Origin of the sequence: Dyella sp. S184 (assembly GCF_009766065.1) — a bacterium.
Taxonomy (GTDB): domain Bacteria; phylum Pseudomonadota; class Gammaproteobacteria; order Xanthomonadales; family Rhodanobacteraceae; genus Rhodanobacter.
Map to the genome: position 1 here is coordinate 193,317 of NZ_LMUE01000005.1, position 22,302 is coordinate 215,618.

A 22,302-nucleotide genomic window follows, 5' to 3' on the forward strand; every position below is an offset into this window, starting at 1 on the left:
TCAATGGTTTTCCAGCGCCGGCTGGGCGTGCGCGGCGGCGCGCTCACGCGCCCATGCTTCGCGACGCTCGACCAGGGCACGAATGACGACATAGAACAGCGGCGTGTAGATCAACCCGAAGATGGTCACGCCGAGCATGCCGGAGAACACCGCCACTCCCATCGCATGCCGCATCTCGGCACCGGCACCGTGCGAGGTGACCAGCGGCACCACACCCATGATGAAGGCGAACGAGGTCATCAGGATCGGGCGCAGTCGCAGCTTCGCTGCTTCCAGCACCGCTTCATGACGGCTCATGCCTTCGTGCTGGCGTTCGCGGGCAAACTCGACGATCAGGATCGCGTTCTTGCACGCCAGTCCGACCAGCACGATCAATCCGATCTGGGTGAAGATATTGTTGTCACCACCAGAGAGCCACACACCGGCGATCGCGGACAGCAGCACCATCGGCACGATCAGGATCACCGCCAGCGGCAGCGACCAGCTTTCGTATAGCGACGACAGCACCAGGAACACCAGCAGCACGCACAACGGGAACACCAGGATCGCGGTATTGCCGGCGAGAATCTGCTGGTAGGTCAGCTCGGTCCATTCGAAGCTGATGCCGTCCGGCAGGTTTTCCTTCGCCAGTTTTTCCATCGCCGCCTGTGCCTGGCCGGAACTGAAACCGGGCGCGGGTCCGCCATTGATCTCGGCGGTGGGATAGCCGTTGTAATGCTGCACGCGATCCGGACCGGCACCCTGCTGCACGGTGACGAACGAACCCAGCGGCACCATCTGGCCCTGCGCGTTGCGCGTCTTCAACTGCAGGATGTCCTGCGCCGAATGGCGGAACGCCGGGTCGGCCGACACGTTGACCTGATAGGTGCGGCCGAAACGATTGAAGTCGTTGACGTAGAGCGAGCCCATATAGGCCTGCATGGTCTGGTACACGTCGGCCAGGTTCACGCCTTCGGCCTTGGCCTTCTCGCGATCCACGTCGGCATCCACCTGCGGCACACTGACTTGGAAGCTGGAGAACAGCCCGGCCAGTGCCGGCACTTTCTGGCTGGCCGCGATCAGGCCCTGGGTCTGCTTGTACAGCTCATCGAAACCACGGTCACTGCGATCCTCGATCTGCAGACGGAAGCCGCCGATCGTACCCAGTCCCATCACCGGCGGCGGCGGGAACACCGCAATATAGGCGTCCTGGATCGCCGCAAATTTCTGATTCAGTGCACCGGCAATCGCACCGGCCGACAGATCCGCACTGCGGCGTTCCTCGAACGGTTTCAGCGTGACGAATACGATGCCCGAGTTGGTGGAGTTGGTGAAACCATTGATCGACAGACCGGGGAAGGACACGGCGTGCTCCACGCCCGGCTGCTTCAGTGCGATCTCGTCCATGCGCCGGATCACATCCTCGGAACGATCGAGCGAAGCCGCATCGGGCAGTTGCGCGAACGCCACCAGATACTGCTTGTCCTGCGCCGGCACGAAGCCGGTCGGGACATGCGAGAAGCCGAGCCAGGTCAGGCCGATCAGGCCGGCATACAGCACCAGCGCGATCGAGCCTTTGCCGAGGATGCGCTTCACGCCGCCGACATAACGGTCGGAGCCGCGATGGAACATGCGATTGAACGGGCGGAACAACCAGCCGAACGCGCGATCGATCCCGCGCGTCAGACGATCCTTCGGCGCGTCATGGCCTTTCAACAACACGGCGGCCAGCGCCGGGCTGAGGGTCAGCGAATTGAACGCCGAGATCACCGTGGAGATCGCGATGGTCAGCGCAAACTGGCGGTAGAACTGGCCGGTGAGGCCGCTGACGAAGGCGGTCGGGATGAATACCGCGCACAGCACCAGTGCGGTGGCCACGATCGGGCCGGTGACCTCGTGCATTGCCTTGCGCGTGGCCTCCTTCGGCGACTGCCCGAGTTCGATGTGCCGCTCAACGTTTTCCACCACCACGATCGCGTCATCGACCACGATGCCGATCGCCAGCACCAGCCCGAACAGCGACAGTGCATTGAGCGAGAAGCCGGCCAGGTACATCACCGCGAACGTGCCGATCAGCGACACCGGCACCGCCACCAGCGGAATGATCGAGGCGCGCCAGGTCTGCAGGAACAGGATCACCACCAGCACCACCAGCAGGATCGCTTCCAGCAGCGTATGCGCCACCGCCTCGATCGAGCCGCGTACGAAGACCGTGGGGTCGTACACGATGCTGTAGTCGACGCCCTGCGGGAAATCCTTCTTCAGCTGCGCCATCGTGGCGCGTACTTCGTTGGAGATCTGGATCGCATTGGAGCCGGGTCGCGCGAAAATCGGCAGTGCCACCGCCGGCTTGTTGTCGAGCAGGCTGCGCAGCGCGTAGTTGTTCGAGCCCAGGTCGACGCGGGCGACGTCGTTCAGATGGGTGACACCGCCATCGGCGTTGGTGCGCACGATGATGTTGCGGAAATCCTCTTCGCTGACCAGTCGGCCACGCGTGTTGATGTTGAGCTGGAACGCCGAATTGCTCGGCCCCGGCGGTGCGTTCAAGGCACCGGCCGCGACCTGCACGTTCTGCTCCTGGATCGCGTTGATCACATCGCCGGTGGTGAGTCCGCGCGAGGCCAGTTTCTGCGGATCCAGCCATACGCGCATGCTGTATTCGCCGGCACCGAAGATCTGCACGTCGCCGACGCCATCGAGCCGGCCCAGCACATCCTTCACGTGCAGCCGCGCGTAGTTCGACAGGTACAGCATGTCGTAGCGCTGATCCGGCGAGGTGAGATGCACCACCATGGTCAGATCGGGCGAACTCTTCTGGGTGGTCACGCCGAGCCGCTGCACTTCCTCCGGCAGCTTGGGCAAGGCCTGCGCCACGCGGTTCTGCACGTCGACCTGGGCGGTCTGCAGATCGGTGCCAAGGGCGAAGGTCACGGTCAGCGTGAGCGCGCCGTCGCTGGTCGCCTGCGAGGAGGTGTACAGCATGCCTTCCGCGCCGTTGATCTGTTCTTCCAGCGGCGTGGCGACGGTCTCGGCGATCACCTTGGGATTGGCGCCGGGATAGCTGGCATGCACCACCACGGTGGGCGGCACGACTTCGGGGTATTCGCTGATCGGCAACTGGAACACCGCGATGCTGCCGGTAATCACGAACAGCAGCGACAGCACGGCGGCCATGATCGGCCGGTTGACGAAAAACTGGGCAATGTTTTTCATGATGTGGGAATCAGTCCTGCGCGCGCTTGCCGGTGGCCGTGGTGGCCAGCGCGGTAGGCGTGTCATTGTTCAAAGTGGGCGTGGCCGGGTTGGCATCGACGAAGGCCTTGTCGCTGTCGTCGAGGCGGTACTGCATCGCCACCTTCTGCGGGTTGACCTCGGCGCCGGGGCGCACGTGCTGCAGGCCGTTGACGATCACCACGTCGCTGGCGTCGAGGCCGCTGTCGACGATCCTCAGGCCGTGGAACAGCGCGCCGGTGCTGACCTTGCGGTATTCCACCTTGCGCTCCTTGTCGACCACGTAGACGAACTGGTTGCCCAGGTCGGTGCCGATCGCGCGATCGTCCACCAGCAGGCGCGGGCGGGCCTGGCCACTCTGCAGTTGCACGCGGGCATACAGGCCGGGCGTGTAGAGGCCATCGCGGTTGTCGAACACCGCGCGCAGTCGCATCGTGCCCGACTCGGTGTGCAGCTGGTTGTCGACGAAGTCGAGGCGGCCTTCGTGCGGATAACCGGCTTCGTCGACCAGACCCATCGTCGCTTCGATCCGCGCCTCACGGCCTGCCTGCGACGCGCTTGCGCGCAGATGATCGAGCTTGAGCCAGGTCTGTTCGTCCACGTCGAAGTAGACGTAGACCGGATTCACCGTGACCACGCTGGTCAGCACGTCGCTGCTGGTGACCAGGTTGCCGGGGGTGATGCGGATATTGCTGACGCGGCCGTCGATCGGCGAACGCACCTGGGTGAAATCCAGGTTCAAGCGTGCTGCGGCCAGTGCGGCTGTGCTGGCTTCCAGTTGTGCACGCGCGCTCTGTTCGGCGGTGTCCTGGCTGTCGGCTTCCTGCTGTGCCACGGCGTGCTGGGCCAGCAGCATCGCGGCGCGGTGCTGATTGGTTTCGGCCAGGCTCAAGGCGGCCTTGGCTTGCGCCTGGTTGGCGCTGAGCCGGTCGACTTCGGCCTGGTACGGGCGCGGGTCGAGCTGGAACAGCACGTCGCCCTTGTGCACCAGGGCGCCTTCCTGGAAATGCACCGAGTCCACGAAGCCGCCGACCCGCGGTTGCACCTGCACGGTGTTGACCGCCTGCAGTCGGCCGGTGAATTCGGCGCTGTCGCTGACCTCGCGGGTCAAGGCTTGCGCCACCGTCACTTCAGGCGGCGGGCCGCCGGGCGCGCTCTGGGCCTGGCTGCTATTGCCATGCAGAAGAATCCAGCTGCCCAGTACACCGGCGGCAACCAGCGGGGCCAGCATCCATTGTTTTTTCATCTTGCGCTCCCAGAACCTTGTAGGCCGGGCACATATCCCCGGCGAAGGGTCGAGAGAATAGGTGTACCTTGCGGTATAGAAAATCCGTTTCTTGCGCACTACACTCATGACTCGTAATCACGAATCGGTCAGGAATCCAGGCTATGGAAGACTTTTCAGCAATTTCGACCTTCGTCCGGGTGGTCGAGGCAAAGAGTTTCGCCGCCGCCGCCAGCCAGTTGGGGATGACGCCCTCCGGCGTCAGCCGCGCGGTGGCGCGGCTGGAGACCCAGCTGGGCGCACGGCTGCTGTTCCGTTCGACACGATCGCTGCGGTTGACCGACGATGGGGCCGCATTCCATGCACGTTGCAAGGAGATTCTTGCGGACCTGTCTGAGGCAACCGAGGCGCTGGGGCATGCGCGCAGCCACCCCGTGGGCAGGCTGCGACTCGCTGCCCATTCAGCGATCGGACGTGCCGCACTGATCCCGAACCTGGCCGAATTCGAGCAGCGCTACCCGGATATCCGGCTCGAACTGGCGATGTGCGATTACCACTTCGATCTCAACGAAGAGGGCTACGACTGCGCCATCCGCATGGGCGAACTGGAAGATTCCAACCTGATCGCACGCAAGCTCGGCTATTTCAACAATGTGCTGTGCGCCTCGCCCGACTATCTGCGCCGGCACGGCGCGCCGCGCAGCATCGAGGATCTGCAGCAGCATCGTTGCATCAACTACGTCTACCCGAGCACCCGCAAGCCGTACCAGTGGCAGTTCGATACCCCGAGCGGGCGGGTCGAGCTGGATATCGACGCGCACATGCTGATCAATGACGGTGAATCGGTGATCCAGGCGGCGGTCGCCGGTCTCGGCATCATCCAGATCCCGCATTGTCTGGCTGCCACCGCGCTGGCCAAGGGTCAGCTGGAGATCGTGATGACCGACACGATCTCCACCGGTTCACCGGTATGGATCGTCTATCCGCAGAAGCGCCACCTGTCGGCGCGCGTGCAGGCGTTCATCGAGTGGATCAGCGAGCTGTTCCAGCGCACCAGCGAACCGCAGTGCCGGATTACCGCGCGGATCAATGCGGAGAAGGCCGAGCGCGGCGAAGAGCGGATCGCTGCCGTTGCCTGAGATGCCCTGCCGCTGCAAGCCGCGACAAGAAGCAAGCGTCACGTGCCCGCCGGCACCAGCAACAGCAGCGCCACGCCGAGCACGATGCGGTAGATCGCGAACCAGGTGAAGCGGTGCGTGCGGATATAGCCGAGTAGCCACTTCACCGCGATGAAACCGACGATCAGCGAGACCACGAAGCCGATGATCAGGGCGCTCCAGTCTTCGTGCGCCACGCCACCGTTCTTCATGACCTTCAGCAGCTCGTAACCGGTCGCCGCATACATGGTCGGGATGCCGACCAGGAAGGCGAACTCGGTGGCTGCGGCGCGGTTGCTGGTGCCGACCAGCATCGCGGTGAAAATCGTCGCACCCGAACGCGAGGTGCCGGGAAATACACCCGCCACCATCTGGGCGAGGCCGACCAGGATCGCCACCCGCCAGGTCACCTGGGTGCGATCCACCTGCTTCGCGGCCAGCCCTTCCGCACCGAGCATCCAGAAGCCGCCAATCACCAGTGCCCACGCGATCGGCGTCACCTTCTCCGGCAGCTTGAAGCCGTAGTGGGTGACGATCAGTCCGAGTACCACGGTGATCATGAACGCCACGAACAGCTTGAACAGGTAATCGCGGTTGGCCGGGTCGCGCCACTGCGTGAACAGCTGCCAGATCCGCGACCAGTAGATGAACGTGACTGCCAGAATCGCACCGGCCTGGATACCGACGTTGAACAGGTCCGAGCGTTCACCGAGCCCGAACTTCTCGGCGATCAGCAGATGGCCGGTGCTGGATATCGGCAGGAATTCGGTGACGCCCTCGATGATGCCGAGCAAGATGACGTGAATCAGGTCGGTCACGGGACAGTTCCACAAGAAATATGGAGGCGCGCCGACAAGTTCTGGCGCGTCGGCAGCAGGCGTTATAGCTTACGGGCTTTGCGGGGGCGGCTGCTGGCCGAGCCGGATCGCGGGCCATGGATTCAATCGGCAGCCGGTTGAGCGATCGGGCTGCAGTCGCGCCGTGACAGGCAGTTTGAGCCCGCTATTCCTTGCTGCGCAGGTGGAGTGCGAACTTGCGTCGCAGGTCACCAGGGACGTATTTCTTTTCGGTACCTACTATCTGGCCGCCGAGTTCAGCTGTAGATTGCTGAAAGATCCTGTGAGGAGCTGCTGCCGTCCATGCAACGCGCCATGCCTCTGCAGCACCACCTGAAATCCGACCCAGATCGGCAGGTCGCATCGTCACGGGGAAGTGAGTCGTGACGGAGGTGTCTGCCACCGGTACGGTGGAACAGGCACTAGCTCACGCCACGCGCTTGCTGGACAGCGATCCGGCATTGGCCGCCGAGCAGCTCACCGAGATACTGAAGGTGGTCGAGGCTCACCCGGCCGCGCTGCGGCTGCTGGCGAAGGCGCGGTCGATCCTGGGTGATGACCAAGGCGCGCTCGACATCCTCGTACCCTTGGCACAGACCCAGCCGAACTGGGCGATGGTTCATCTCGACCTGGGCCTGGCCCTGGGCTGCGACGGGCGCGGGCAGGAAGCGATCGATGCGTTGCGCCGGGCGGTGGCACTGAAGCCCGAGCTGCCGCAAGCCTGGCGCGTGCTGGGCGACCATCTCATGGCGGCCGGCGAACAGGAGGCAGCCGACGAGGCGTACGCCAGTCACGTGCGTCATTCCACCCGTGATCCGCGCCTGCTGGATGCCGCCATCGCGTTGGCGGAGAACCGCATTCCCGCTGCCGAAGCCTTGTTGCGCGAGCATCTGAAGCAGGCGCCGACCGACGTGGCCGCGATTCGCATGTTCGCCGAGGTCGCCGCACGTCTGGGCCGCAACGAGGATGCCGTGAACCTGCTCGCACGCTGCCTGGAGCTGGCGCCCAGCTTCCATGCTGCGCGCCAGAACTACGCCCTGGTCCTGCATCGCAGCAACCAGCCGGAACAGGCACTGGTCGAGATCGAGCGCTTGCTGGCGGCGGAACCCGGTCATCTCGGCTGCCGCAATCTCAAGGCGGCGGTGCTGTGCCGGATCGGCGAGTACGAACCCGCCATCCGCATCTATGCCGATCTGCTGGAACACTACCCGCGAAATCCGAAAGTGTGGGTGAGCTATGGCCATGCGCTGAAAACCGCTGGCCATGGCGACCGCGCCATCGATGCTTATCGTCGCAGCCTGGAGCTCGAACCGTCCTTCGGCGAAGTCTGGTGGAGTCTGGCCAATCTGAAGACCTACCGCTTCAGCGCCGACGACCTGGCCGCAATGCGCCGGCAACTGGCTCGCACGGATCTCGCCGAGGACGACCGTCTGCATCTGGAGTTCGCCGCCGGCAAGGCGCTGGAGGACGCCGGCGAGTACGAAACATCCTTCCGGCATTACGCCCAGGGCAATGCGATCCGTCACGCGCAGCTGCACTACAGCGCCGACGACACCCATGCGCGGGTGCAGCACATCCGTGCGCACTACACGCGCGATTTTTTTGCCGCGCGTGCAGGGGCCGGCAGTCCGGCGCGTGATCCGATCTTCGTCGTCGGCCTGCCGCGTGCCGGCTCCACCCTGATCGAGCAGATCCTGTCCAGCCACAGCCAGGTCGAGGGCACGATGGAGCTGCCCGAGGTCACCTCGATCACGCGCATGCTGCGCACGCAAGCCGATGCCGACAGCGCGATGCCGTACCACGACGCACTGGCTGCACTCGATGTCGATGCCTTGCGTGCACTCGGCGAGCGTTACCTCGAGCACACCCGGATCCAGCGCAAGACCTCGGCGCCGTTGTTCATCGACAAGATGCCGAACAACTTCATGCACATCGGCCTGATCCATTTGATGCTGCCGAACGCGAAGATCATCGATGCGCGCCGGCATCCGCTGGGCTGCTGCTTCTCCGGCTTCAAGCAGCATTTCGCGCGCGGGCAGAGCTTCAGCTACGACCTCGGGGATCTTGGTCGCTACTACCGCGACTACGTCGCGCTGATGGGGCATTTCGACGCGGTGTTGCCGGGACGGATCCACCGTGTCGTCTATGAACATATGGTCGAGGACACCGAGGGGGAGGTTCGTCGGCTGCTTGAGTATTGCGGGCTGCCGTTCGAGGAATCGTGCCTGCGGTTCTTCCAGAACGCGCGGCCGGTACGCACCGCCAGTTCGGAACAGGTACGCCAGCCGATCTACCGGGAAGGGGTGGATCACTGGCGGCATTACGCACCATGGTTGGTGCCTTTGGAGTTGGCATTGGGGCCAGTACTGGAGAGCTATCCCAACGTACCGGAGTTGGAGGAGACGTAGCTACTTCCGCTGGATTGTCGTGGACTAGAGAGGGGAGCTTATGCACGCGAACAGATCCAAAAAAATAACGAGGGCGCAACGAGTGCGCCTGGTCCGCTTGCCGCTTGCCGCGGCGATCTGTCTGGCCGTGGCCGCGCCTGCCTTCGCGCAGGACGCCACGCCGCCCGCATCGTCGACCGCGCCCGCGACACCGGCAACAAAACCGAAGACCACGACCTTGAACGTGGTGAACGTGACCGCGCAGAAACGCACCGAGAACCTGCAGAAGGTGCCGATCAGCATCAATGTGCTGGAGACGGATCAGCTCGAGGCGCTGCACGTCCAGAATTTCAACGACTACGTGAAGTATCTGCCCAGCGTCACGTTCCAGCAGGGCGGTGGCGGCATCGCCACCGGCCCCGGCTTCGCCACCATCGACATGCGTGGCGTGGCCAGCGGCGGCAACACCAACCATTCCGGCTCGCAGCCGAGCGTCGGTGTGTATCTGGACGACCAGCCGGTCACCACGATCCAGGGCCCGCTCGACATCCACATGTACGACATTGCCCGCATCGAGGTTCTGGCCGGCCCACAGGGTACGTTGTATGGCGCGAGCGCCGAGGCTGGCGCCTTGCGCATCATCACCAACAAGCCCGATCCCAGCGCTTTTGCGGCCAATTACACCGTCGGCACCGATCAGGTCGATCACGGTGGCATCGGCGATACCATCGAAGGCATGCTCAATCTGCCGCTCAGCAGCGACGCGGCGGTTCGGCTGGTCGGCTGGCACGAGCATGATGCCGGTTACATCGACAACGTGGCCGGCACGCGTACGTTCCCGGTTTCCGGCATCACCGTCAGCAATGAACCTGGCTGCGTACCAAGCGATAACAATTCGCCCAGCTCGAGTCTCCAATGCGTCGGGCACGCCAAAAACGACTACAACGACGTCAACACCAACGGTGCGCGAGCGGCGCTGAAAGTGGATCTCAACGACGACTGGTCAATCAGTCCGACCCTGATGGGGCAGCAGACGATCTCGCATGGCACCTTTGCCAGCGATCCAGCCATCGGCAGTCTGGCGGTGACCCACTTCTACCCCGAGCGCGTCGATGACCGCTGGTGGCAGGGCGCGCTGACCGTGCAGGGCAAGATCGGCAACTTCGATCTGACTTATTCCTATGCCCATCTCAAGCGCAACCAGGAAGAGCAAACCGACTACAACGACTACTCGTTCTGGTACGACACCCTGCTCCAGTACGGCGCGTATATCCACGACAACAGCGGCGCCCTGATCAATCCGTCCGAGTACATCACCGACCGGGATGCCTACACCAACAACAGCCACGAACTGCGCCTTGCCTCACCCAGCGACGATCGCCTGCGGCTGGTGGCCGGCGCGTTCTGGCAGAAACAAAAGCACGACATCATGCAGGACTACCAGATCAACGGACTGGCTGACTCGCTGTCCGTACCGGGCTGGCCGAACACTATCTGGCTGACCAAGCAGATGCGCTACGACCGCGACGAGTCCTTGTTCGGCGAACTGTCCTTCGACTTCATCCCCGACGTGCTCACCGCTACGGTAGGTGATCGTTATTTCCGCACCCGCAACGATCTGTACGGCTTCTACGGCTTCAGCAGCGGCTTTTCGCCGGACTCGACGTATGGTCAGGCCGGCTGCATCTCACCTGATCCATTCGAGGGTGCCCCGTGTCTGGACTTCAACAAGTCGGTGAAGGAAAGCGGCTCGCTCAGAAAGTACAACCTGACCTGGAATATCTCGCCCACGAAGATGCTCTACCTGACCCGGTCCGAGGGCTTCCGTCCGGGTGGCGTCAACCGCGCCGGCGATCTGCCGCCCTACCAGGCGGATTTCCTGACCAACCTCGAGCTTGGCTGGAAAACCTCCTGGTTCGACAACCGGCTGTCGTTCAACGGCGCGGTGTTCCGCGAAACCTGGAACCACTTCCAGTTCAACATCCTGGGGCCGAATGGCCTGACCATCATCGAGAACGCCAATTCGGCGCGCATCGACGGGTTCGAGTCCCAGCTGAACTGGCAGGCGACCTACAACTTGAATCTCAGTGCCGGCGTCGCGTTGTACGACGCCAAGCTGACCGCGAACTACTGCGGGTTCACGAATGCCGCCGGTACCCCGGTCACCTATTGCCCGGCGGGCACGATCGACCCGCAGACGGGCGATGCCGTGACCGGACCACAGGCCCCCACCGGTACCCAGCTGCCGATCACGCCACGCTTCAAGGGCAACCTCATCGCGCGTTATACCTTCGACCTGGCTGGCAATGACGCCTTCGTGCAGGGCGCGCTCGTGCATGTGGGTGAACGCACCACGGACCTGCGACTGGTCGAGCGCAACCTGCTCGGCAATCTCCCTTCCTACAACTCCCTCGACCTTTCCGCAGGTATCCAGAGGAAGAGCTGGTCGGTGGACGTCTACATCGACAACGCGTTCGACACGCGCGCGGCGCAGTACAAGTTCACCGAGTGCGGCGTGACGATTTGCGGCGCCCACGATGTGGTGCCGCAATACCCCGATGGGCAGGTCTATACCGGCTTCAGCCAGCCACGCACGATCGGCATCCGTTTCAAACAGGACTTCTAGGCGATCGGCGACCTGTCACGTGGGATGAGAGCCCCGGCGTGAGCCGGGGCTTTTTTCGTGGGTTCGGACGCTAAACGCTTGTGCTACACAGACTGGGGGAGACCTCGAAACCAGCGTCCCTGGGCGGCATGACCAAACGCACCATAACGGTGCAAAATCTATCATCCATCCGTATTGTGTTGGTGCTACCGTAAGCGTCTTCCATACCCGTTTACCGCGCCAGCGCTTGTGCCACAACGATTTCACGTCATGGCACGGGGCTTGCTCTAAAGCGATATCCCTTTCCCTGTGAGGCTCCGCCATGTCTGCTCAAAAAGTGCTCGATCTGATCGTGGAACACGAGGTCGAGTTCGTCGACTTCCGCTTCGCCGACATGCTCGGCGTACATCACCACGTCACCTTCCCGGCCCACGCGATCGACGAGTCGACGTTCGAGGACGGCAAGATGTTCGACGGTTCCTCGATCACCGGCTGGAAGGGCATCAACGAATCGGACATGGTGCTGATGCCGGATCCGGACACTGCCCACCTCGACCCGTTCAGCTCGCACGTGCAGCTGATCCTGCACTGCGACGTGCTGGAGCCGTCGACCATGCAGGCCTATGGCCGCGACCCGCGCTCGATCGCCAAGCGTGGCGAAGCGTTCCTGAAATCCACCGGCATCGCCGACACCGCGTTCTTCGGTCCCGAGCCGGAATTCTTCATCTTCGACTCGGTGCGCTGGCAGAACGACATGGGCCGCGTGTTCTACGAGATCGGCTCGCAGGAAGCGGCGTGGAGCTCGCGCTACAAGTACGACGGTGACAACACCGGTCATCGTCCGGGCGTGAAGGGCGGCTACTTCCCGGTCAGCCCGGTCGACTCGCTCAGCGACCTGCGCGCCGACATGTGCAAGGTGTTGGAGTCGCTCGGCCAGAAGGTCGAAGTGCATCACCACGAAGTGGCGAATGCCGGCCAGTGCGAGATTGGCGTGCGCTTCAACACGCTGGTGAAGAAGGCCGACGAACTGATGACGATGAAGTACGTCATCAAGAACGTCGCCCACCAGAACGGCAAGACCGTCACCTTCATGCCCAAGCCGATCGTCGGCGACAACGGCAGTGGCATGCACGTGCATCAGTCGCTGGCGAAGAACGGCGAGAACCTGTTCGCCGGCGATCTGTACGGCGGCCTGTCGCAGACCGCGCTGTGGTACATCGGCGGCATCTTCAAGCACGCTCGCGCGATTAACGCGTTCGCCAACTCCACCACCAACAGCTACAAGCGTCTGGTGCCGGGCTTCGAAGCACCGGTGATGCTGGCCTACTCGGCACGCAACCGCTCGGCGAGCTGCCGCATCCCGTACGTGGCCAGCCCGAAGGGCCGCCGCATCGAGGTGCGCTTCCCCGACCCGATGAACTCCGGCTACCTGGTGTTCACCGCGCTGATGATGGCCGGCCTCGACGGCATCCTCAACAAGATCGACCCGGGCGCGCCGGCCGACAAGGATCTGTACGACCTGCCGCCGGAAGAGGAGAAGAACATCCCGCAGGTCTGCTCCAGTCTCGACCAGGCGCTGGAAGCGCTGGACAAGGACCGCGACTTCCTCAAGGCCGGCGGCGTGTTCACCGACGACTTCATCGATGCCTATATCGAAGTGAAGATGAAGGAGGTCACCCGCTACCGCGCCAGCACGCATCCGATCGAGTTCCAGATGTACTACGCGATCTGATCGGGTCGATATCGCGATGTATGAAAGATAACGGGCGCTGCGGCGCCCGTTATCTTTTGTAGTCACGTGTAGATTGCAAGCTTGTTGACCAATCATTGCCAGCACAGCTGATCAGGATCGCTACACAACTTGACCGACATCACCAACCGGCTGACCATCCGGCTGAATCCGCAACCCAAAGCCGACACTCTTCGGAGGATCGTAACGGGCCAGAAAATCCACATGAGTTTGCTGTGCCTATAGTCATGCTGAAACGTTCTTTGTGCTTCGTGCTGGTGTTTTCGGCTCTGCAGGGAGGGTTGGCGCACGCCACATCGGGGTCAGAGGCTATCAGCAGGTATTTTCCGGTGTGCATGAAGATCCTTCCAGGGGTGGTTGTTAGCCCGCACATCGGGATTGATGCGGTAGATGGCAGGATTTCCGGCCATGATGGAATCATCGATTTCATGATCAGTAGGCACCCGAACCTGCCAGATGCCATGAACCTTAGGCCCGATAAAACCAGTGTCATCTCGCGACAACTGTCCGATGACCTTAGGTTCATTGCGGAGTTTGATGGTTCCCTTGGCATGTGTGCTAGAGGCCCTCTTCCCGTTGGTGCAGAGCGACTGTATGCATTCGACCGGGGGACCATAGACACTCCTGCCGGTCCCATTCAAGACCAAATTTTCGTGTAACTTTGGTCCGACCATCATGAGCGGAATGTGCATCTTCTGAAGAAGGTCGGGGACACGCTGTACCGGTGCCACTGAAGAAAGTAGGGTCCGCGCTCCGGCGGCGTCTTGAAGTTCATTTATGGGCGCTTTCAACCCTAAACGGTCGCTCGCTCATGCATCTTCGCTTGAATAGCTAGGGTCTTTTTTTGGACTACCATGCCGATTCATTAGGACAACTTATGGGGCGGCGATGCACAATCGGAGCACTATCGTGATGGCGCTGGCGGTAGGGCTGATGAGTACCACCGCGATCGCACAGAGTCCAGCCGCATCATCGCCGACAGTCCACCCGACTCCGCAGAGCATGCAGCTCGACCTGGAAAAGATGTTCCATACTCGTTCGCCTTGGCGCTTGGTCGTGATTGAGGGGATGCCGGTCAAGGACTACGGCGAGAATGATGCGCCTGGCGCACTCACCCTATGCCTGCAAAGAGGCCCAACGGGCCCATGCCTGTCTGATCCGGTCACCCCTCCGCTCCGGGCCCCAACACCAGACTATGCCATTGCGTGGGAACCCCACTATCTGCTCACCGCCAAGGTGGTCTATCCACAGGGGCCGAAGGCCGCACCACTTCTTTTGCTTGTCACCGGCAGCCTGAATTCCGGAGATGGAGATCAGATCGTAGCCACCCAGTTACTTGACTACGACTCTGGCCACGATGAATTCCGACGCGTCTATAGGAAGAGCACTGGCCACAACAACAACCAAGAGATCCGTTTCATCGCCGATGGGCCGCTTCGCGGCAGCGTGATCACCGCCGAGCCGCAGGAACATCCTCCTTACGGTTATTGGATCGTGGTCAATACGCTGTCCCGTGCGGGAGCCTATCGCCAAGTACTTCGCTACCGCAGCGCCACCCGCTACAACGATGGCAACACGCTGGCGGTGATCGACTCAGAAATGCCCAATATCGAAAGGCAGCTCGGCCTGTGGAAACCCGGCGAGCCGCTCCCCACGCCATCTGCTGGCGACGGTAAGCCGTGCATCAAGCCGACGCTGAGGCATTCCGCGCTATGGTGCGAGTGAAGAAGCTTTGTGCAGGACAAAAAGGGGCGGCGCCCCCTCTGCCGGTTGGTTTATGCCTTGAGAGCAAACGACCGCCTTTGGCCGAAGTCGGCCGGTCGACTCCCGCTGCTGGCGTTTTGCAGTCGCGCGACGCCTCGGTGAGTCGCGGCGGCCATCAATCACGGATCGCAGCAGCAATCCTTGCAGCGATCGCCTTGCGATCCAGTTTCCCCTGCGCGTCCTGTGCAAACGATGGTGGCGCAGCGTTCCAGTAAGGCACTACGTGCACATGCAGATGGAACACGGTCTGCCCGGCGGCGGCGCCATTGTTTTGCTGGATCACCACACCGTCAGCGTGCAGTGCGATGCGCTCGGCCTTGGCGATCCGCTGCGCGACGAGCATTACCCGTACCAGATCCTGCGGGGATATTTCCATGATGTTGCGTGCTTTCGAGGTCTTCGAGATCACTAGCACATGCCCGGGCGCTTTCTGGTCGAGTGACAGGAAGGCCAGCACGTACGCGTCTTCGTAGACTTTGTCCGCCGGCAACTCGCCGCGGAGGATTCTGGCGAAGGGATTCTGCAGGTCGTAGTGGGAGTTCGCCGAATCCATTGTTGCCGGCGCAGCCGTCGTGGCATGGTCTGGCCACGCAAGAGCCGGCACAGAGTACAGCATGCATGCGGCAACGATCGTGCCGAGCAGATATCTCATATGGATCCTCAAGCGTTGCGCCCGGGACCGCAGTGATCAGACCGGGTCGTTCCTTGCGAATGAAGCGGTCCGGCAACAGATGCGGTGACCGAAGTCACCGCGTCTGTTTGTTCATCACTCAGGCAGCCGCATCCTTGAGCTTCTTCAGCGGGCGCACCTTGACCTTCACGGTGGCCGGCTTGGCGGCGAACCACTGCTCAACCTTGGTGAAGGGATTGATGCCCTTGCGCTTCGGCTTGGCCGGCACGCTGATGGCGGAGATCTTCAGCAGGCCGGGCAGGGTGAACGAACCGTGGCCCTTCTTGTGAACCGATCCCACAACTGCACCTTCCAGCGCTGCGAGTACCGCGCGCACGTCCTTGGCTGCTACGCCGCTCGTCTCGGCGATATGTGCAACCAGTCCTGACTTGCTCAGCGCATCCTTGATCGGCTTGGGAGCAACCGGCTTGGCAGCAACCTTCGGGGCTGCTTTCTTCACGACCTTCTTCTGGATCTTCGACATACGTTTCCCTATGCGGTTCGGTGGATGAAGCGCCGGAATCTTTCTCGGCAAGCGGAATGTAGGGCAAATCCATGGCGGGGCCAACTGGCATAACGGTCTAGATGGAAATCCCGCGACCTGCGATCGAGTGATCGAGACAGCCAAAAGGTGGCAAACCATCAGGCGAGGGTCGCCATCGCCATGCCTTCAGCACCCATCGATGCCAAGCAGGCGCTCTTCCAGAGGGATGCTATTCCCGCACATTGGGGCGCAACACATGGTTGCGCGGTCAGAGCATCAGAGTTCGCGTCAAAGCATGTCCGGGAGCAAGAATTTTTCCGCGGGAACCGACGCGATGGTTCGCACAAGTCCCGGTAGAACAGCAACTTGTCGCCTTTCCGCGAGCGCACTATGCCCTGTTTGAAGCCATGCTGCGCGTGCGCTGTCTGGCGCATTTGCTGCCAGCCGAGCCTGCTTTCCTGGCGCGGACAAGCCATGGTTCCACGCACAAATTCAGAAAGAGCGTTCGCCCCGCACCCAGACATTGCGCACGATGGGTAACCCATCCACCGTCCGCATGCGCACCACGTCCGCCCGATAGCCGGACTTGAGCTGGCCGCGGTCGTTGAGGCCAAGCACCTTGGCAGGATTGCCTGCCACCGTGGCAATGGCGCGCGGCATGGACCAGCCAGCCTGGGTGTGCAGCATGAAGGCACCGTGCAGCAGACTGGCCGGCACATAGTCGGAGGACAGCAGGTCGAGACGATCGGCCTGGGCCAGTTCCAGCGCGGCGACATTGCCGGAGTGCGAGCCACCGCGTACCACGTTGGGCGCGCCCATGACCGTGGCCAGGCCGAGCTTGCGTGCCGCTTCGGCAGCTTCGTGGGTGGTCGGGAACTCGGAGATGGTCACGCCGATGCGATGCGCATACTCCACCTGCTCGGCATCGGTATCGTCATGGCTGGCCAATACGATATCCCTGCCCTGCGCCATCGATAGCACGGCGCTTTCATGACGCTTGCTGTAAGTGGCCTGCTGATCGGTTCGGCGGGTCACCACGTCGGTGAATTCGTCTTCCGTCCAGCTCATGTGGTTCTTGCTGTAGTACTTGCGGTACTGCTGGATGTCGCGGTACTGGCGCTGGCCCGGGGTGTGATCCATCAACGACAGCAGGCGCACGCTGCTGTGGTTCATCAGTGGCTCCAGTGCCTCGAGCAGGCGCGGGTAGGCCAGTTCGCAGCGCAGGTGGATCCAGTGATCGGCGCGCAGTGCGCCGCTGGCCTGGCCGGCGAGGATGGCATCGTAGGTGCCCTGCAAGGTCTCGATGCGCACGCTTTCCTCTTCCAGATCGCCCACCGACAAGGCGTCAAACACGGTGGTGATGCCGGCGGCGACGACTTGCGCATCATGGGTAAGTACGGCCGGAAGCGCCGGCCAAAGCACCCCGGCGCGCGGCATCAGATGCTTTTCCAGGTTATCGGTATGCAGTTCGATCAGGCCGGGAATCACGTAGTCGCCATCGCAATCGATGGCGCCCGGTGCCTGTGTCGATCCTTCATCCACGAGTCGGATAAAGCCGTTTCGGACAATCAGGGTGCCATGCACGACGCGATCGTCGAGCACGATGCGGGCGTTGGTCAGAACGAAATCATTTGTATTCATTAGGGGTAGCCGATGAGTTGAAATCAGGCGATCTGGAAAGGGCGCATCGGAAACAGGCGAGTGGCAACGCGGTCGCGCATGTCCTCGTCGTGGAAGATGCCCAGCACGGCGGAGCCGGCAGCACGCGCTTCTTCCAGCAGTTCGGCGACAACGACGCGGTTGTCGGCATCGAGCGAGGCCGTCGGCTCGTCCAGCAAGAGCAGGGGGCGCGACACGATCAGGCCACGGGCGATGTTCACGCGCTGCTGTTCGCCACCAGAGAAGGTGCCTGGCGGCAGTTGCCACAGGCGCTCGGGGACATTCAGCCGATGCAGCAGCGCGCTGGCGCGTTGCCGCGCTTCCGGCGTGGACAATCCCGCTTCGATCAGCGGTTCGGCAACGATGTCCAGCGCCGGCACACGCGGAATCACCCGCAGAAACTGGCTGACATAGCCCAGCGTGCGCCGCCGCACCTCGAGTACCTGATGCGGTGTGGCCTCGGCGAGATCGAGCCAGTCACCGTCGTGGCGCACGCGTACTGCGCCACGGCTGGGCCGATAATTTCCGTAGATCACCCGCAGCAAACTGCTCTTGCCCGCACCGGATGGACCTGACAGCACCACGCATTCGCTGGCATGCAGGGTCAGCTCGACATTATCGAGCACATCGAGACGGGCGCCGTGCTGATGATGCAGTTCGAACGATTTGCCCAGGCCACGTAGTTCGAGCATGGGCGACGGGGACGTGGCGGAAGCGGCGATGGCAGAGCCAGACAGGGCAGCAGCGGTCATGTGGTCAGCACCGAGGAAACGAGCAATTGGGTATAGGGGTGCTGCGGATCGTCGAGAATCTGATCGGTGAGCCCGGTTTCGACGACGCGGCCACCCTGCATCACCATCGTGCGTGCGGCCAGCAGGCGTGCCACGGCGAGATCGTGGGTGACCATCACCGCGGCGAGTCCGAGTTCGTTCACCAGCCGGCGAAGCAGATCGAGAATGCGTGCCTGCACCGAGACATCGAGGCCGGCTGTCGGCTCGTCCATGAACACCAGCCGCGGCTGGGTGACCAGGGTACGGGCGATCTGCAGGCGCTGTTGCATGCCGCCGGAAAAAGCCGTCGGCGCATCGTCGATCCGCGACGGATCGATCTCGACCCGCTCCAGCCAGCCGCGGGCGATATCGCGCAGTTGCCCGTAATTGCGCATGCCCAGTGCCATCAATCGTTCGGCCACGTTGGCACCCGCGCTGACGTTGAGACGCAGGCCATCGCGAGGATTCTGGGTAACGAAGCCCCATTCCTCGCGGGCCAGGCGACGGCGGTTGGCCTCGCTCAGTTCATCCAGCTCCAGCCAGTCGCCATCGCGCTGGCGGTAACGCACCGAACCGGCGCTTGGAGCGAGTTGTGCCGCGGCGGTTTTGAGCAGGGTCGATTTACCCGAACCCGATTCGCCGACGATGCACAGCAGCTCACCCGGACGAAGGTCGAAGCTCACGTCCTGACAGCCGATCCGCTGGCCGTAGTGATGGCTCAAGCCCCGTACTTGCAGCAAGGCGCTCATGCGGCTTGCTCCGCGCGACGCTGGCCGCAAAAGTCGGTGTCGGAGCAGACGAACATGCGCGAACCACGATCGTCCACCACCACCTCATCCAGATAGCTTTCATCCGATCCACACAGTTCGCACTGGTGTTCCCAGCGCTGGATCTCGAACGGGTGGTCCTCGAACGCCAGGCTTTCGACTCGGGTGTAGGGCGGAATCGCATACAGCCGCTTCTCACGGCCTGCGCCAAACAGCATCAGCGCCGGCGAGTGGTCGAGCTTGGGATTGTCGAACTTGGGGATGGGCGACGGCGACGTGAGAAAGCGGCCGTCGACCAGGACCGGATAGTCGTAACTGGTGGCGATATGCCCGTACTGGGCGATGTCTTCATACAACTTCACGTGCATCAATCCGTAGTCGGCCAGCGCATGCAGGGTGCGGGTTTCTGCCTCGCGCGGCTCGAGCGTGCGCAGGGGTTCCGGCTCGGGTACCTGGAACACCAGGATCTGATCTTCCCGCAACGGTGTTTCAGGAATGCGATGGCGGGTCTGGATCACGCTCGCCTCGGTCGTGCGTTCGGTGGTCGCTACCCCGGCGACGCGGGCGAAAAAGCGGCGGATATTCACCGCGTTGGTGGTGTCGTCGGCGCCCTGGTCGATCACCTTCAGCACGTCATCCGGGCCCAGCAACGCGGCGGTGAGCTGGATACCACCGGTGCCCCAGCCGTAGGGCAGCGGCATCTCGCGGCTGCCGAACGGCACCTGATAGCCGGGAATCGCAACTGCCTTGAGCAGGGCGCGGCGCAACATGCGCTTGGTGTTTTCGTCGAGGAAGGCGAAGTTGTAGTTCGACGTCATGACGAGGTCTCCTGAGTAGCTGCTTCCTCATCCTTGGCGCGGTGCGCGTGCTGCGCGCTCAAGGTGCGCAGCAGCGACAGCTCAGCCTGGAAGTCCACGTAATGCGGCAGTTTCAGGTGCTGCACAAAGCCGGAGGCTTCCACGTTGTCCGAATGCGACAACACGAACTCCTGGTTTTGCGCCGGCGCGTAAGAAGGTTCGCCGAGTTCGTCGCAACGAAGCGTGCGGTCGACCAGCGCCATCGACATCGCCTTGCGCTCGCCTTCGCCCATGCACAGGCCATAGCCGCGCGTGAACTGTGGTGGCAAACCGTTGCCACCATGGAACTGGTTGATCATCTGGCACTCGGTCAGGGTGATCGAGCCGATCTCGATGGTGAAGCCAAGCTCCTCCGGGCAGATCAGCACGTCGACTTCGCCCATGCGGATTTCGCCCGCGAAAGGGTGGCTTTCGGCATAACCACGCTGGGTGGAATAGGCCATGCCCAGCAGAAAGCCCTCGTCGCCGCGCGCCAGGTTCTGCAGTCGAGTGGCGCGATCGGCCGGAAACATCAGCGGCTCACGCGTGAGGTCGATGGGTTCAGGATCGCCACCGGCATCAATGCGTTCGATCAAGGCTTCGGCATCCAGCAGATCGAGTACCCGTGGCATGGCATCCGGCAGCGGTTCGGTGGCCTCGATCGGCTCAACCGGCGCAGTGGATTCGAACTCAAGCAAACGCTGGGTGTAGTCATAGGTAGGGCCGAGCACCTGGCCACCGGGGACATCCTTGAACGTGCCCGAGACGCGACGGTGCACGCGCATCGCATTGGTATCCAGCGGCTGGGTGTAGCCAAAGCGGGGCAGCGTGGTGCGATAGGCGCGCAGCAGAAAAATCGCTTCGAGCATGTCGCCAGCGGCCTGGCGGATCGCCATCGCCGCCAGCTCCTCGTCGTACAGCGAACCTTCCTGCATGACGCGGGCAACGCCCAGGCGCAGCTGCTGGCGAATCTGATCCAGCGTCAACTCGGGAGTAGCCAGATCGCCACGACGTGCTTCGGCGAGCAATTGCAGCGAGCGGGTAATGGCCTGCTCGCCGCCTTTAACGGCAACGTACATTCAATCCTCCAAAACGCGGGTCGTACGCGGCAGCGCGACCATGCGCTCCCCAGAGATAAAGATCAGGTCGACCCCGAGCGGCAATTGCGCGCTCATCGCGGCACGCTGTTGCCAGAACCCGGCTGGCAGGCCTTCGATCGCCAGCTGTTCGACATCGCGGATGCCGGGGCCGGCGAAGCGCCAACCGTCGTTTTCGTGAAAGCCATCGACCTGCACGATCAGGGTGGCCGAACGATCCGGGTAGCGCAGGTCGCCATGGGCAAACCGGGTCAGCGCAGGCATCGAGGACGGTTCGGTGATCAGCGCAAAATCCGCCTCGGCCGGTTCCTGCACCAGCCGCACGCCGGCATGGAAGCGCAGATGCGATGCCACCTGCTCATTGGGCTGTTGCAGCCAAAGTGCGGTATCGGCATCACACAAGGTGAGCAGGACGGCCATGGTTGCCGGCAAGACCGGGGCAGGTGCCGCGGCCGGCACCGGCACGACGCGCGAAGCGGCCGGGCGAGCCATGGCCTGGAGCAGCTCGCGAAAGTTGCGCTGGCTATCGAATACGGGGTGGGCGAAGGCGGCGAGCATCATTCGCCCCGCACCACGGTAAAGAACTCCACCTTGCTGGCCGCGGCCTTTCGGCTGGCGGTCGCGCGGCGTTGATCGAGGGAGTGGCGCAACGGCTCCAATACCTGTGCCTGCAACTGCGGCTGTTGCCCGGCATCCTGCAGCAATGCATCGGCGCAAGCTGCCAGTTCGGCGTGATGACTGTTGCTGCCGCGTACCCACGCGTGGCCAATGCGTTCTCCGATCTGCACGCTACAGCGGGTCACGCTGACCTCGCCGAGATTGAACTGCGGTCCGGTGCCGCCAACCCGGCCCCGCAGCATGTAAAGGCCAGTCTGCGGCGGTCGCAGCCAGGTGGTGGCAGCGGCCGGCGGCGTCAGCGATTCCATGGCCTGGGCCAGCTCGGCTGGCTCGGCTTGCGCCAGCAACGACATCCATTGCGCGCGCGCCAGGTGGGTGGGGGTGTCCATGCGTGTTCCTCTGCTTGTCACAAATGTCTAGTTATCTAGACAGACCGGGTCGTACTGACCCGATGCGACACATTCCAG

The 22,302-nt window shown here is 62.7% G+C and carries 17 protein-coding genes; 5 read left to right on the forward strand and 12 right to left on the reverse strand.

The genetic code is table 11. The features are described 5' to 3' along the window. Positions 1-3,192 carry an efflux RND transporter permease subunit gene (locus GSQ75_RS10870; RefSeq protein WP_158754863.1) on the reverse strand — a complete coding sequence of 1,064 codons (3,192 nt, stop codon included), beginning with the start codon at positions 3,190-3,192 and terminating at the stop codon, positions 1-3. 10 nt (positions 3,193-3,202) lie between these two features. Continuing rightward, positions 3,203-4,456: an efflux RND transporter periplasmic adaptor subunit gene (locus tag GSQ75_RS10875; RefSeq protein WP_158754865.1), complete on the reverse strand. Its 1,254-nt coding sequence runs from the start codon at positions 4,454-4,456 to the stop codon at positions 3,203-3,205. Between the two features lie 143 nt (positions 4,457-4,599). On the opposite strand from GSQ75_RS10875, the gene GSQ75_RS10880 reads away from it, so the two are divergent. Beyond that, positions 4,600-5,574, forward strand: coding sequence for a LysR family transcriptional regulator (locus GSQ75_RS10880; RefSeq protein WP_158754867.1), 975 nt, complete (start codon positions 4,600-4,602; stop codon positions 5,572-5,574). 38 nt (positions 5,575-5,612) lie between these two features. Here the strand turns inward: GSQ75_RS10880 and GSQ75_RS10885 are convergent, their stop codons facing one another. Next, complete coding sequence (locus GSQ75_RS10885) at positions 5,613-6,410, reverse strand: undecaprenyl-diphosphate phosphatase (protein ID WP_158754869.1); 798 nt, start codon at positions 6,408-6,410, stop codon at positions 5,613-5,615. Positions 6,411-6,811: 401 nt separating this feature from the next. Between GSQ75_RS10885 and GSQ75_RS10890 the strand changes: the two genes are divergently transcribed. The 4 genes from GSQ75_RS10890 to GSQ75_RS10905 all read left to right on the forward strand — a co-directional run bounded on the left by GSQ75_RS10890 (position 6,812) and on the right by GSQ75_RS10905 (position 14,895). Beyond that, positions 6,812-8,836, forward strand: coding sequence for a tetratricopeptide repeat-containing sulfotransferase family protein (locus tag GSQ75_RS10890; protein ID WP_158754871.1), 2,025 nt, complete (start codon positions 6,812-6,814; stop codon positions 8,834-8,836). A gap of 40 nt (positions 8,837-8,876) precedes the next feature. Beyond that, complete coding sequence (locus tag GSQ75_RS10895; protein ID WP_174236722.1) at positions 8,877-11,441, forward strand: TonB-dependent receptor; 2,565 nt, start codon at positions 8,877-8,879, stop codon at positions 11,439-11,441. A 301-nt stretch (positions 11,442-11,742) separates the two neighbouring features. Then, a complete protein-coding gene (gene glnA / locus GSQ75_RS10900; RefSeq protein WP_158754873.1) occupies positions 11,743-13,152 on the forward strand; it encodes a type I glutamate--ammonia ligase in 1,410 nt (469 codons plus the stop codon). Positions 13,153-14,082: 930 nt separating this feature from the next. After that, positions 14,083-14,895 carry a hypothetical protein gene (locus GSQ75_RS10905; protein ID WP_158754875.1) on the forward strand — a complete coding sequence of 271 codons (813 nt, stop codon included), beginning with the start codon at positions 14,083-14,085 and terminating at the stop codon, positions 14,893-14,895. 154 nt (positions 14,896-15,049) lie between these two features. On the opposite strand, the gene GSQ75_RS10910 is transcribed toward GSQ75_RS10905, so the two are convergent. The 9 genes from GSQ75_RS10910 to phnG all read right to left on the reverse strand — a co-directional run bounded on the left by GSQ75_RS10910 (position 15,050) and on the right by phnG (position 22,224). Next, the gene (locus GSQ75_RS10910; protein ID WP_158754876.1) at positions 15,050-15,586 is read right to left on the reverse strand and encodes an HIT domain-containing protein; all 537 of its coding nucleotides are present in this window, start codon (positions 15,584-15,586) and stop codon (positions 15,050-15,052) included. A gap of 118 nt (positions 15,587-15,704) precedes the next feature. Then, entirely contained in the window at positions 15,705-16,088 is a 384-nt protein-coding gene (locus GSQ75_RS10915) for an HU family DNA-binding protein (RefSeq protein WP_158754878.1), read from the reverse strand. A gap of 492 nt (positions 16,089-16,580) precedes the next feature. Beyond that, positions 16,581-17,729, reverse strand: coding sequence for an alpha-D-ribose 1-methylphosphonate 5-triphosphate diphosphatase (locus tag GSQ75_RS10920; RefSeq protein WP_158754880.1), 1,149 nt, complete (start codon positions 17,727-17,729; stop codon positions 16,581-16,583). 23 nt (positions 17,730-17,752) lie between these two features. Further along, on the reverse strand, positions 17,753-18,499 hold the full coding sequence (gene phnL / locus GSQ75_RS10925) for a phosphonate C-P lyase system protein PhnL (RefSeq protein WP_158754882.1): 747 nt from the start codon (positions 18,497-18,499) through the stop codon (positions 17,753-17,755). Beyond that, on the reverse strand, positions 18,496-19,266 hold the full coding sequence (phnK, locus tag GSQ75_RS10930) for a phosphonate C-P lyase system protein PhnK (RefSeq protein WP_158754884.1): 771 nt from the start codon (positions 19,264-19,266) through the stop codon (positions 18,496-18,498). The genes phnL and phnK overlap by 4 nt, the downstream gene beginning before the upstream one ends. Next, a complete protein-coding gene (locus tag GSQ75_RS10935; RefSeq protein ID WP_158754886.1) occupies positions 19,263-20,102 on the reverse strand; it encodes an alpha-D-ribose 1-methylphosphonate 5-phosphate C-P-lyase PhnJ in 840 nt (279 codons plus the stop codon). The genes phnK and GSQ75_RS10935 overlap by 4 nt, the downstream gene beginning before the upstream one ends. Then, entirely contained in the window at positions 20,099-21,199 is a 1,101-nt protein-coding gene (locus GSQ75_RS10940) for a carbon-phosphorus lyase complex subunit PhnI (protein WP_158754888.1), read from the reverse strand. The genes GSQ75_RS10935 and GSQ75_RS10940 overlap by 4 nt, the downstream gene beginning before the upstream one ends. Then, positions 21,200-21,778: a phosphonate C-P lyase system protein PhnH gene (gene phnH / locus GSQ75_RS10945; protein WP_158754890.1), complete on the reverse strand. Its 579-nt coding sequence runs from the start codon at positions 21,776-21,778 to the stop codon at positions 21,200-21,202. Beyond that, positions 21,775-22,224 (reverse strand): phosphonate C-P lyase system protein PhnG, encoded by a 450-nt coding sequence (gene phnG / locus GSQ75_RS10950; protein WP_158754892.1) that lies wholly within the window; start codon positions 22,222-22,224, stop codon positions 21,775-21,777. Before phnG ends, phnH begins: the two co-directional genes overlap by 4 nt. Between the last annotated feature and the right edge of the window lie 78 nt (positions 22,225-22,302).